This window comes from Citrobacter sp. CK191 (assembly GCF_030333435.1).
GTDB classification, from domain to species: Bacteria; Pseudomonadota; Gammaproteobacteria; order Enterobacterales; family Enterobacteriaceae; genus Citrobacter_B; species Citrobacter_B koseri.
The window spans coordinates 472,791-484,610 of record NZ_JAOWFX010000033.1 but is presented as its reverse complement, the minus strand read 5'-3'; the positions used below and the strand labels follow the sequence as shown (position 1 = coordinate 484,610).

Below are 11,820 nucleotides of genomic sequence, written 5' to 3'. Positions count from 1 at the left end.
CTCGTTCAGGTTGAGAAGGTATAAGGAGTAACCGATGACAACCCAATATGGATTTTTTATTGACTCCAGTCGTTGCACCGGTTGCAAAACCTGCGAACTGGCCTGCAAAGACTACAAAGATTTAACCCCGGACGTCAGCTTCCGCCGCATCTATGAATATGCGGGCGGTGACTGGCAGGAGGACAACGGCGTCTGGCACCAGAACGTCTTTGCCTACTATCTTTCCATTTCCTGCAACCACTGCGAAGACCCGGCCTGCACGAAAGTGTGCCCGAGCGGCGCGATGCACAAACGCGAGGACGGTTTTGTGGTGGTGGATGAGGACGTCTGCATCGGCTGTCGCTACTGCCATATGGCCTGCCCGTACGGTGCGCCGCAGTACAACGCCGCCAAAGGCCACATGACCAAATGCGACGGCTGTCATGACCGCGTTGCCGACGGCAAAAAACCGATCTGCGTCGAGTCCTGCCCGCTGCGCGCGCTGGACTTTGGCCCGATAGAAGAGCTGCGGAAGAAACATGGCACGCTGGCGGCCGTTGCGCCGCTGCCGGGTGCGCACTTCACCAGACCGAACATTGTGATTAAACCCAACGCCAACAGCCGCCCGACCGGGGATACCACGGGTTATCTGGCAAATCCGAAGGAGGTATAAAATGGGAAATGGATGGCATGAATGGCCGCTGGTGCTGTTTACGGTGTTCGGTCAATGCGTTGTCGGCGCATTGATTGTCAGCGGTCTGGGCTGGTTTGCGGCGAAAGACGATGCGGCCAGCAGACAGCATATTGTGCGCGGTATGTTCTTTCTATGGGTCGTCATGGGGCTGGGTTTTCTGGCGTCGATCATGCACCTCGGCTCGCCGTTTCGCGCGTTTAACTCGCTTAACCGGGTAGGCGCTTCCGCGCTGAGTAATGAAATTGCCGCTGGCTCTGTCTTTTTTGCCGTAGGCGGTTTCTGGTGGCTGGTGGCTGTGCTCGGCAAAATGCCGGAAGCACTGGGCAAAATCTGGCTGCTGGTCAGCATGGTACTCGGGGTGGTATTTGTCTGGGCAATGACGCGAGTCTATCAGATCGATACCGTTCCTACCTGGTATAATGGCTACACGACGCTGGCATTCTTCCTGACGGTGTTCCTGAGCGGGCCGCTATTTGCGGCGCTGATATTGCGCGCCGCGCGCGCCAGATTCAACGGCACGACGTTCGCAAGCATCAGCGTGCTGGCGCTGTTAGTCTGCGTGGCCGTAATCATCATGCAAGGCATGTCGCTTGGGGCAATCCACAGCTCCGTGCAACAGGCGAGCGCGCTGGTTCCAGACTATGGCCGCTTACAGGTCTGGCGCGTAGTGCTGCTTGCTGCCGGGCTGGGTTGCTGGATATGCCCGTTGGTGCGCCGCAAAGAACCGCACGTCGTCGGATTGTTGCTGGGGTTAATCCTGGTGCTTGGCGGCGAAATCATAGGTCGCGGATTGTTTTACGGCCTGCATATGACCGTCGGAATGGCCGTTGCAGGTTAACTTACGCGTGCGGGGAAACCCGCACCTTTCAGGATGGTTTCATGACTTCTTTTTCACAACGTGACGATTTTTCTATGGCTGCACGCGTGCTGGGCGCGTTGTTTTATTATGCGCCAGACAGTACCGAAGCCGCCCCGTTGGTTTCAGCGTTAAAAACCGACGGCTGGCAGGCGCAGTGGCCTCTTTCACCGGAGGTTCTGGCGCCGATTGCGGCGGTTTTTCAGGCCGACATCGAGGAGCCGCTCCCGCAAGCCTGGCAACGTCTGTTTGTCGGTCCCTGGGCGCTTCCGTCGCCTCCCTGGGGATCGGTCTGGCTGGACCGTGAAAGCGTGTTGTTTGGCGAATCTACGCTGGCATTACGCCAGTGGATGCGGGACAACGGCATCCAGTTTGAGATCCAGCAAAATGAACCGGAAGATCATTTTGGTTCCCTGTTGCTGTTGGCTGCCTGGCTTGCGGAAAATGGCCGTCATAGCGAATGCGAACAACTGCTGGCCTGGCATCTGTTGCCGTGGTCTGCGCGCTTCCTGGCGGTTTTCATCGAAGGCGCAAACCATCCATTTTACCAGGCGGCAGGTGAGCTGGCACAGCAAACGCTGGCGCAGTGGCAGTCTCAGTTACTGATCCCTGTCGCCGTAAAACCGCTGTTTCGCTAACGCTTTTTCAGGCAGGGCGCGCCCTGCCTTTATCATCAAAAACCGGTTGTTTCTCCTTCCCGATAAGTGACAATGTCACTTCAACTTTCCATTTTTAAGACAATTCTTCACATTCGCGCACATCCTTCGCCCTGTAAGGGCAAATGAGCAACGGGCATGCATAGCCTGCTAATTTAAATACTTGTCTCGCTGGAATCCTTCCCGACGTGTTGCTATAGCTCAAAACACCCTGCCGCTACATGGCATAACAACACGCAACGTCTCTTTCGTTGCCATAACGCATGCAAACAGGGAGACACACCGCAATGCACACCTTTACGTTAAAACGCGTGCTCGGGTTTACTGGCGCGATCGCTCTTGTGCTGGCGCTGCTGGTTTGGGGAGTGGGTCTGGAAACCATTAAAGCGCGTCAGGTTGATCTGCTTTATTTGGGCAAACAGCATTTACTCCTCGTCTTTACCTCCATGTTCTTCGCCTTAGTTATCGGTATTCCCAGCGGCATTTTACTGAGCCGTACGGCAGCCAAAGGATTCGCCGAATACGTAATGCAGCTCTTTAATGTAGGCAATACTCTGCCGCCTCTGGCCGTACTGGCACTGGCGATGGTAATTATCGGCATTGGCGACGTTCCGGCGATTTTCGCGCTGTTCCTCGCCTCGCTTCTTCCCGTCGTGCGCAATACCTACGCCGGGCTTTGTTCTGTTCCCGCCTCCCTGATTGAAGCCGCGAACGGCATCGGTATGACGAAATGGCAGCGTCTGCGTCAGGTTGAACTGCCCAATGCCTGGCCGGTGATGCTTGCTGGGATTCGGATCGCGACGGCGATTAATGTGGGTACGGCCCCGCTGGCGTTCCTGATTGGGGCCAGCAGCTACGGCGAGCTGATTTTCCCCGGCATTTACCTCAATGACTTCCCGACGCTGATTCTGGGCGCAACGGCAACCGCTCTGGTGGCGCTGATTCTCGACAGCCTGCTTGCCCTGCTTGGCCGCATCCTCAGTCCGCATACGGCCTGATACAACGATAAGAATAAGGAGCGTTGAATGACATTAAAAAAACATCTGCTGGGATGGCTTGCCGCCGCGTTGCTCGTTACCGGACAGGCTCAGGCGGCCCCGTTGATCCTTGCAACCAAAGGTTTTACCGAACAACACATCCTTTCCGCCATGACCGTGCAGTACCTGCAAAAAAAGGGTTTTCAGGTTCAGCCGCGCACCAACATTGCGGCGGTGATTTCACGTAATGCCATGGTGAATAAGCAGATTGATATCACCTGGGAATACACCGGCACGTCCCTGATCATTTTTAACCACATTGATAAACGGATGAGCCCGCAGGAATCCTACGATACCGTCAAACGCCTGGATGCGAAGCTCGGACTGGTATGGCTAAACCCGGCGAATATGAATAACACCTACGCGTTCGCCATGCAGCGCAAACGCGCCGAAGCAGAGAACATCAACACCCTGTCGGAAATGGTGGCGAAAATCGAACACATCCGCCAGACCGACCCTGACAATAACTGGATGTTAGGTCTCGACCTTGAGTTTTCCGGGCGCAGCGACGGGATGAAGCCGTTGCAGGATGCCTACCAGATGCAGCTTGACCGTCCGCAGATTCGGCAAATGGACCCGGGTCTGGTCTATAACGCCGTGCGCGACGGCTTTGTGGACGCCGGTCTGGTGTACACCACGGATGGCCGGGTGAAGGGTTTTGACCTCAAGGTGCTGGAAGATGATAAAGGCTTCTTCCCAGGTTACGCTGTCACGCCTGTCGTCCGTAAAGAGATACTGGATGCCCATCCGGGGCTGGATGATGCGCTGAATACCCTTTCCGGGCTGCTCAATAACGACGTCATCTCGACGCTTAATGCGCAGGTCGACATCGATCACCAGTCACCCCAGCAGGTTGCGCGCACATTCCTGCAACAAAAAGGTCTGCTGTAAGGAGCGCTTATGGATACGATTCATTACATGATGGATAACGCGGGTTATCTGACGAGCCTCACTCTTCAGCATTTGTGGCTGGTTGCGCTGGCCGTCGGTCTGGCGATTATCATTGGCGTGCCGCTGGGCATTCTGATTGTTCGTCATAAATGGCTGGCTACGCCGGTGTTAGGGGCGGCGACGCTGCTGCTCACTATCCCGTCCATCGCATTATTTGGTTTGATGATCCCGCTGTTTTCGCTGATCGGTCAGGGGATTGGCGCCCTTCCCGCAATTACCGCCGTTTTTCTTTACTCGCTGCTGCCGATTGTGCGCAACACGCACACCGCGCTCGACAGTTTACCGCCGGGCTTGCGCGAAGCGGGACGCGGAATTGGCATGACGTTCTGGCAGCGTTTGCGCTGGGTAGAAATTCCGATGGCCCTGCCGGTGATTTTTGGCGGGATTCGCACTGCCGTCGTCATGAATATCGGCGTGATGGCCATCGCCGCCGTCATTGGCGCTGGCGGCCTGGGGTTACTGTTACTGAACGGCATCGGCGGGAGTGATATCCGCATGTTAATCGCCGGTGCGCTGATGATTTGTCTGTTGGCCATTGTGCTCGACTGGTTGCTGCATCGCCTGCAAGTCGTACTGACACCTAAGGGGATACGATAATGATAAAACTGGAAAACCTCACCAAACGCTTTTCACAGAAGAATGGCCAACCGCTTAACGCCGTTGATAACATCAATCTGAACGTGCCGGAAGGTGAAATGTGCGTGCTGCTTGGGCCGTCAGGCTGCGGCAAGACCACCACCCTGAAGATGATCAACCGGCTGATCGCGCCCAGCAGCGGCAATATTTTCATTAACGGACAAAACACCAGTGCGATGGATACCGTCACGCTACGGCGCAACATTGGCTACGTGATCCAGCAAATTGGCCTGTTTCCCAACATGACCATCGAAGAGAACATCACTGTTGTCCCGCGTATGCTGGGCTGGGATAAAACCCGCTGCAAACGTCGTGCGGAAGAGTTAATGGACATGGTGGCAATGGATGCGAAAAAGTTTCTGCATCGCTACCCGAAAGAGATGTCTGGCGGTCAACAACAGCGCATCGGCGTGATCCGCGCGCTGGCGGCCGATCCCCCGGTGCTGTTGATGGATGAACCTTTCGGTGCGGTGGACCCGATTAACCGCGAGGTGATTCAGAATCAGTTTCTTGATATGCAGCGGGCGCTGAAAAAGACGGTGATGCTGGTCAGCCATGATATCGATGAAGCGCTGAAGCTGGGCGACAGGATTGCCGTATTCCGCCAGGGCCGCATTATACAGTGCGCCAGCCCGGATGAATTGCTGGCAAAACCGGCGAATGAATTCGTCGGCTCATTTGTCGGTCAGGATCGTACGCTAAAACGTCTTCTGCTGGTTTCGGCGGGCGACGTAACCGACCAACAACCCACCCTGACCGCCCGCACCGCCACCTCGCTGGCAGAGGCATTTGGCATCATGGACGATAATGATATTCGCGCGATCACCGTTGTCGATAGCGACGGCAAGCCGCTTGGTTTTGTGAAGCGTCGTGAAGCCAGGAACGCCAACGGCACCTGCGCGGATATAATCCACCCGTTTCGCGTCACCGGAAAAGCGGAAGACAACCTGCGTATTGTGCTGTCGAAACTGTACGAGAGTAACACCAGCTGGATGCCCATTGTCGATGAGGAAGGACGCTATAACGGCGAAATCTCGCAGGATTACATTGCCGATTATCTCAGTTCAGGCCGTACCCGTCGGGCGCTGAATATTCACGAAAGTAGCTAAACGCCGGATGGCAGCTACGCTTTACCCGGCCTACGGAGCACATTCTTGTCGGCCCGGTAAGCGAAGCGCCATCGGGCAGTTCCCCCTGCGCACGCAGTGCTTTTGCGTCCCGCGCTGTTTACCCGCAAAATAGACACTCCTGAAAATGCCTGTGTGGTCTGCCCATGCACCGCCTACATACATACCCTGACCTGCGAGCGATGTTTCGCCGCCTGTTAATCGCGACAATAATTGGCACCCTTGCCGCACTGGCGGTAGCCGGGTTTCGTCACGCCATGCTGGTGCTGGAATGGCTTTTTTTACGTAACGATACGGGAAGCCTGGTGAATGCCGCGACAAACCTTTCGCCCTGGCGACGACTGATCACCCCCGCCGTGGGCGGCCTCGCGGCAGGTGCGCTGCTCTGGGGCTGGCAGAAAATGAATCAACAACGCCCCCATGCCCCCACCGACTACATGGAAGCCCTGCAAACAGATGGGCAATTCGATTACGGGGCAAGTCTGGTGAAGTCCCTTGCTTCGCTACTTGTCGTCGCCAGCGGTAGCGCCATCGGGCGCGAAGGGGCCATGATCTTACTGGCAGCGCTGGCGGCATCCTGTTTTGCTCAGCGTTGCACCCCGCGTGAAGAGTGGAAATTGTGGATCGCCTGCGGCGCTGCGGCAGGGATGGCCAGCGCGTATCACGCCCCGCTGGCGGGCAGCCTCTTTATCGCAGAAATCCTGTTTGGCACGCTGATGCTGGCGTCGCTTGGCCCCGTTGTGATTTCCGCCGTCGTGGCATTACTGACCACCCATTTGCTCAGCGGCGGTAATGCCCTGCTCTATACGGTTCACCTGTCGCTGGATTTACATGTGCGGGAATATGCGATGATTATCAGCACCGGGCTGGTGGCTGGCGTCTGCGGGCCGCTGTTTATGTGGTTAATGACCACCACTCATAACGGTTTTATTCGGCTGAAATTATCGCCTCCGTGGCAACTGGCGCTGGGCGGATTCATCGTTGGCTTGTTATCCCTGCTGACGCCGGCCGTCTGGGGAAATGGCTACAGCGTCGTGCAGTCATTTTTGCTCGCCCCGCCGCTGCTCTCCGTGATCGCCGGGATCTTCATCTGCAAATTACTTGCCGTACTCGCCAGCAGCGGTTCCGGTGCGCCCGGCGGCGTCTTTACCCCCACGCTGTTCATCGGCTTGTCGATTGGTATGTTATACGGTCGGATGTGGGGATTCTGGCTTCCGGGAGCGGATGAGATGGCAATATTGCTGGGATTGACAGGAATGGCGACGCTGCTGGCGGCAACAACACACGCGCCGATGATGTCGACGCTGATGATCTGTGAAATGACCGGGGAGTATCGGCTACTCCCCGGATTACTGATTGCCTGCGTGGTGGCGTCGGTCTTATCGCGAACGTTACGCGAGGACTCGGTCTACCGACAGCACACTGCCGAGCATTGACAGACGGATATATTGCCCCAGCTCGCGTTGTTCGGCACGCGGCAAATAAGGCAGTTCGCCAATCAGCGGCGCAGGTAGTTTTTTGCTTAACACATCAATGATTTCGGCATAATGCGCCAGTCCGGGATTGATGCGGTTCGCCACCCAGCCGATCAGCGGTAATCCGTCATTGGCGATAGCCTGTGCGGTCAGCAGCGCATGGTTAATGCAGCCTTCCTGAATCCCCACCACCATCAGCACCGGTAACTGCTCCTGCACGACCCATTCAGATAACGGACGCAGGTCGTTCATCAGGCTGCGCCAGCCGCCGGTGCCTTCCACCACAACGTGGTCAACCTTTTCGCTCAGGCTGGCAAGCCCGTTGGATAACAGGGTGTAATTGATCGGGCAGCTATGCGCCACGCTGCTTTCGTCTTCGCTCAGCGCAATCGGATTGATCGCCTCATAAGGCAGCTCAATAGAAGAGACGCTCTGCAACACCAGCGCATCTTTATTGCGCATGCCTTCCGGCGTCTCTTTGCTGCCTTTCGCAACGGGTTTATAACCTGCGACGCTTTTGTTCCCTGACGCTAACGCTTGTAGTAATGCGCGGGAAACCACTGTCTTCCCAACAGAAGTGTCTGTACCTGTAATAAAGAAACGCTTCAGCATCACTAACTCCACCGTTATGCTTCGAAAATATAAGCCAGGAAAATAATACAGTGGAGAAAGTCTAAGGTATGACAATCGCGATCAGCTTGCGTTAGCGCAAATTTTCGTACGACAGTTAAAAAATGTTAACCCTGTAATAGACGAATCAACAAAGAACCGTTATACATCGCGTCTTTTACCAGTGCGGCGCCCGCCATTGTCCCTTGATTGGAAAACTGCGTACTTTCGACGGCGATATGTTTGCTATACGCCGGCAGCGCCTGTTGACGGATGCTGTCCGCAATTGCCGGAAAAAGGATTTCCGCCGCTTTGCTCAGCGGCGAACCGATCAGAATTTTTTGCGGATTAAATAAATTCACCATGATCGCCAGAATGCGGCCAACATGCATCCCGACGCCACTAATGATATCTTTCGCCAGCAAATCCCCCTGCACCGCCGCCTGGCACAGCGAGTCCACCGTCAGCGGCTGCCCATGCAGCGAAGAACTCATTGACTGATTGAGTCGCAGCTGCGCCAGTTCAAGCACGCTGTCCACGCTGGCGATCGTTTCCAGACAGCCGTGGTTCCCGCAGTAACAACGTTTACCGTAGGGGTCGACCTGCGTATGGCCGATCTCCACCAGACTGCTGCTGCCCGCATGCAGTAAGTGGCCGTCGGTAATCACGCCAGCCCCAACGTTGTGATCAATCACCACCTGAATAACATCACGCGCGCCGCGCGATGCGCCAAAAAGCGCCTCGGCCATCGTCCAGGCGCTGATATCATGCTGAATATAGACCGGTACACCGGTGTGGTGTTCGAGGGTTTCCCCCAGCGGCATCTCTTTGACATCGTCGTAAAACGGCATGCGGTGCACAATGCCATTCTCAGTATCAATAATACCGGGTAAGGTGATGGCGATAGAGGTCAGGCGTTCGAGTTTTTGCTGGTGACGGATAAAGAACTGATCGACCATAAAAATAATACGTTCAAGCAGCGGAGTCTCAGAAACCAGCGGTAGCTCAAGGCACTCCTCCACCACCAGTTTGCTGCTCAGGTCGCGCAGGGCGAGAAAAATCTCGCCACGGCTGATACGAATAGACAAATAGTGCCAGGCCTCGGTTTCCACCACCAGCCCGACCGCCGGGCGACCACGGCTTCCCGCCTCTTTGATCTCCAGCTCCTGAACTAAATGCGCTTCGAGCATTTCGCGAACAATTTTAGTGATACTGGCAGGCGCCAGTTGCGCCAGACGAGAAAGATCAATTCGCGACACGGGGCCCAGCTGATCAATCAGGCGATATACCGCGCCAGCATTGGTCTGCTTGATTTGATCGATATGCCCTGGCTGACTATCAGCAACCACCTCTGACTCCCTTTATTTTCGCGCTCCGAAATAATCTGTGGGCTATGGTGAATGACTTCAATAGTTGTCGTCAACTTTTTACTTAGCCGTGTGATTTACTGCACATTTTCATCCCTTTTTAAACTAAATTAAGCGCGCTTTGCGGCCGTTAAAAGTTGATGGCGAAATCGTTGCGCAGCGTGACTTTGTTCATGATGTTTCGGCCATACCAGCCACATTTCCGACACGGCGTCCGCTTCGGCAATGGGCACCCAACGCATTTCATCAAGCTGTACCCGTTTAAACGAGGCGGGCAGGATCGATACCCCCAGTCCTGCGGCTACCAGCCCGATAATTGTCATCGCCTCTCCAACCTCCTGAGTGATCGCCGGAGTGAGATGGTAACGGCGCATCAGGCCGAGAATATCGTCATACAACCCCGTTCCTACATGCGGATCAAAAAAGACAAACGGTTCTTTCGCCAGCTCCGCCAGCGTCACGACCGGCTTTTGCGCCAGCGGATGTTCACGGGGGATCATCGCCAGCAGCGGTTCATGCAGAATCACTTCCCATTCCAGCGTATCCGGCAATGAGGTATTGCGCAGTAACCCCATATCCAGCGCGCCTTCATTAAGCGGCGCAATCTGCTCGCGAGTGTTCATTTCACGGGTCTGCATATGCACATCCGGGTAGTCCTGGCGAAACAGAGACAGCGTATCCGAGACGGCTTTAATAAACGGCGCGGATGAGGTGAAGCCAATGCGCAGCTCGCCGGTCTCCCCCTGATGCAAGCGTTCCGCGCGGGCGGCGGCCTCATTCACCAGCCCAAGGATCTGCCGACTGTCTGCCAGAAACTGCTTACCCGCCGCCGTCAGCGCAACGCTCCGGTTGGTTCGCGCCAGCAGCCGCGCGCCAATCTGCTGTTCAAGGGTCTGGATCTGCTGGCTTAGCGGAGGTTGAGAGATGTTCAGCCGCGCAGCCGCCCGGCCAAAATGCAACTCTTCTGCAACCGCCACAAAGTAGCGTAGATGACGAAGTTCAATATTCATATTTTATAAATATTATTTGAGATTATTAATATATTAGACAGAATATTTTGATTTTCCTACTCTTAGCACTGAGGTCATACCCGTCACCATAATCACGGGGATGTTGAGCAAGGATTTCAAGTGAGTCGTATTACTGCTGTCGACACCGCAACGGCGAGCGATGTTGATGAACACATTATTTCCCAGCCGGTTCAATATATAAAACGTGGTACATCCCAGTTTATGCGCGTTACGCTGGCGCTATTCTCCGCCGGGCTGGCGACGTTCGCCCTTCTCTATTGCGTACAACCGATACTGCCTGTGCTGTCCCATGAATTTGGCGTCTCTCCCGCCAGCAGCAGTATCTCGCTTTCCATCTCCACCGGCATGTTAGCCATCGGGCTGCTGTTTACCGGCCCGTTGTCCGACGCGATCGGCCGCAAACCTGTAATGGTGACGGCGCTGCTGCTGGCCTCCTGCTGTACGCTGCTTTCCACCATGATGACCAGCTGGCATGGCATTTTAATCATGCGCGCGCTGATTGGCCTGTCGTTGAGCGGCGTCGCCGCAGTAGGCATGACCTATTTAAGTGAAGAGATCCATCCCAGTTTCGTCGCCTTCTCAATGGGGTTGTACATTAGCGGCAACTCGATTGGCGGCATGAGCGGGCGTCTGATCAGCGGCGTATTTACCGACTTTTTTAACTGGCGCATCGCACTGGCGGCGATCGGCTGTTTCGCGCTGGCGTCCGCATTGATGTTCTGGAAAATCTTGCCGGAATCCCGCCATTTCCGACCGACTTCATTACGCCCCAAAACGCTGTTCATCAACTTCCGCCTTCACTGGCGCGACAGGGGCCTGCCGCTGTTATTCGCAGAAGGCTTTTTGTTAATGGGGTCGTTTGTCACGCTATTTAACTATATCGGCTATCGGTTGATGCTTTCGCCCTGGGAACTCAGCCAGGCCATTGTGGGGCTTTTATCGGTGGCTTACCTGACGGGCACCTGGAGCTCGCCTAAAGCAGGCGCCATGACGACGCGTTATGGTCGCGGGCCGGTGATGTTGTTCTCAACCGGCGTGATGTTGTTCGGGCTGTTAATGACGCTGTTCACGTCGCTATGGCTGATTTTCGCCGGAATGCTGCTCTTCTCCGCCGGATTTTTTGCCGCGCATTCGGTGGCAAGCAGCTGGATTGGCCCACGCGCGAAACGCGCCAAAGGCCAGGCATCGTCCCTGTATCTCTTCAGCTATTACCTGGGTTCCAGCATTGCCGGGACGTTAGGCGGGGTATTCTGGCACAGCTATGGCTGGAACGGTGTGGGCGGGTTTATCGCGCTGATGCTGCTTCTGGCGCTGCTGGTTGGCTCCCGCCTGCATCATCGTCTGCACGTTTGATAAAGAGAAGCCCGGGTCGAGCCCGGGCACTCTTTACAGCTCAACCAGC

Annotated in this window: 12 protein-coding genes; 9 read left to right on the top strand and 3 right to left on the bottom strand. The window is 55.5% G+C overall.

Going from position 1 to position 11,820, the window contains the following annotated elements; all coding sequences use genetic code 11:
- Positions 1–34: 34 nt before the first annotated feature.
- From dmsB to clcB, 8 genes are all read left to right on the top strand, one after another.
- Positions 35–652 carry a dimethylsulfoxide reductase iron-sulfur subunit DmsB gene (dmsB, locus tag OGV82_RS19775; RefSeq protein WP_012132456.1) on the top strand — a complete coding sequence of 206 codons (618 nt, stop codon included), beginning with the start codon at positions 35–37 and terminating at the stop codon, positions 650–652.
- Position 653: 1 nt separating this feature from the next.
- Positions 654–1,511 (top strand): dimethyl sulfoxide reductase anchor subunit family protein, encoded by an 858-nt coding sequence (locus tag OGV82_RS19770; protein WP_047457182.1) that lies wholly within the window; start codon positions 654–656, stop codon positions 1,509–1,511.
- A gap of 41 nt (positions 1,512–1,552) precedes the next feature.
- Positions 1,553–2,167, top strand: a complete 615-nt coding sequence (dmsD, locus tag OGV82_RS19765; RefSeq protein ID WP_024130349.1) for a Tat proofreading chaperone DmsD — start codon at positions 1,553–1,555, stop codon at positions 2,165–2,167.
- 305 nt (positions 2,168–2,472) lie between these two features.
- Positions 2,473–3,183, top strand: coding sequence for an osmoprotectant ABC transporter permease OsmY (gene osmY, locus OGV82_RS19760; RefSeq protein WP_047457184.1), 711 nt, complete (start codon positions 2,473–2,475; stop codon positions 3,181–3,183).
- A gap of 27 nt (positions 3,184–3,210) precedes the next feature.
- Entirely contained in the window at positions 3,211–4,113 is a 903-nt protein-coding gene (osmX, locus tag OGV82_RS19755; RefSeq protein WP_012132460.1) for an osmoprotectant ABC transporter substrate-binding protein OsmX, read from the top strand.
- Positions 4,114–4,122: 9 nt separating this feature from the next.
- Positions 4,123–4,770, top strand: a complete 648-nt coding sequence (gene osmW / locus OGV82_RS19750) for an osmoprotectant ABC transporter permease OsmW (protein WP_012132461.1) — start codon at positions 4,123–4,125, stop codon at positions 4,768–4,770.
- The gene (osmV, locus tag OGV82_RS19745; RefSeq protein ID WP_047457187.1) at positions 4,770–5,918 is read left to right on the top strand and encodes an osmoprotectant ABC transporter ATP-binding protein OsmV; all 1,149 of its coding nucleotides are present in this window, start codon (positions 4,770–4,772) and stop codon (positions 5,916–5,918) included. The genes osmW and osmV overlap by 1 nt, the downstream gene beginning before the upstream one ends.
- Before the next feature lie 164 nt (positions 5,919–6,082).
- Complete coding sequence (gene clcB, locus OGV82_RS19740) at positions 6,083–7,372, top strand: voltage-gated ClC-type chloride channel ClcB (protein ID WP_047457191.1); 1,290 nt, start codon at positions 6,083–6,085, stop codon at positions 7,370–7,372.
- Here the strand turns inward: clcB and bioD are convergent.
- From bioD to ynfL, 3 genes are all read right to left on the bottom strand, one after another.
- A complete protein-coding gene (gene bioD / locus OGV82_RS19735; protein ID WP_024130350.1) occupies positions 7,328–8,023 on the bottom strand; it encodes a dethiobiotin synthase in 696 nt (231 codons plus the stop codon). The two genes, clcB and bioD, sit on opposite strands and share 45 nt — an antisense overlap.
- A gap of 125 nt (positions 8,024–8,148) precedes the next feature.
- On the bottom strand, positions 8,149–9,369 hold the full coding sequence (mlc, locus tag OGV82_RS19730) for a sugar metabolism global transcriptional regulator Mlc (protein WP_012132466.1): 1,221 nt from the start codon (positions 9,367–9,369) through the stop codon (positions 8,149–8,151).
- Positions 9,370–9,497: 128 nt separating this feature from the next.
- On the bottom strand, positions 9,498–10,397 hold the full coding sequence (gene ynfL / locus OGV82_RS19725) for a multidrug efflux transcriptional activator YnfL/SxtR(Kp) (protein WP_047457195.1): 900 nt from the start codon (positions 10,395–10,397) through the stop codon (positions 9,498–9,500).
- A 120-nt stretch (positions 10,398–10,517) separates the two neighbouring features.
- On the opposite strand from ynfL, the gene ynfM reads away from it, so the two are divergent.
- Positions 10,518–11,771, top strand: a complete 1,254-nt coding sequence (gene ynfM, locus OGV82_RS19720) for a multidrug efflux MFS transporter YnfM/SxtP(Kp) (RefSeq protein WP_012132469.1) — start codon at positions 10,518–10,520, stop codon at positions 11,769–11,771.
- Positions 11,772–11,820 lie beyond the last annotated feature (49 nt).

Bases quoted from the DNA above. Each gene is read 5' to 3' on its own strand.
- dmsB (WP_012132456.1), top strand. From the start codon at position 35: ATGACAACCCAATATGGATTTTTTATTGACTCCAGTCGTTGCACCGGT.
- OGV82_RS19770 (WP_047457182.1), top strand. From the start codon at position 654: ATGGGAAATGGATGGCATGAATGGCCGCTGGTGCTGTTTACGGTGTTC.
- dmsD (WP_024130349.1), top strand. From the start codon at position 1,553: ATGACTTCTTTTTCACAACGTGACGATTTTTCTATGGCTGCACGCGTG.
- osmY (WP_047457184.1), top strand. From the start codon at position 2,473: ATGCACACCTTTACGTTAAAACGCGTGCTCGGGTTTACTGGCGCGATC.
- osmX (WP_012132460.1), top strand. From the start codon at position 3,211: ATGACATTAAAAAAACATCTGCTGGGATGGCTTGCCGCCGCGTTGCTC.
- osmW (WP_012132461.1), top strand. From the start codon at position 4,123: ATGGATACGATTCATTACATGATGGATAACGCGGGTTATCTGACGAGC.
- osmV (WP_047457187.1), top strand. From the start codon at position 4,770: ATGATAAAACTGGAAAACCTCACCAAACGCTTTTCACAGAAGAATGGC.
- clcB (WP_047457191.1), top strand. From the start codon at position 6,083: ATGCACCGCCTACATACATACCCTGACCTGCGAGCGATGTTTCGCCGC.
- bioD (WP_024130350.1), bottom strand. From the start codon at position 8,023: ATGCTGAAGCGTTTCTTTATTACAGGTACAGACACTTCTGTTGGGAAG.
- ynfL (WP_047457195.1), bottom strand. From the start codon at position 10,397: ATGAATATTGAACTTCGTCATCTACGCTACTTTGTGGCGGTTGCAGAA.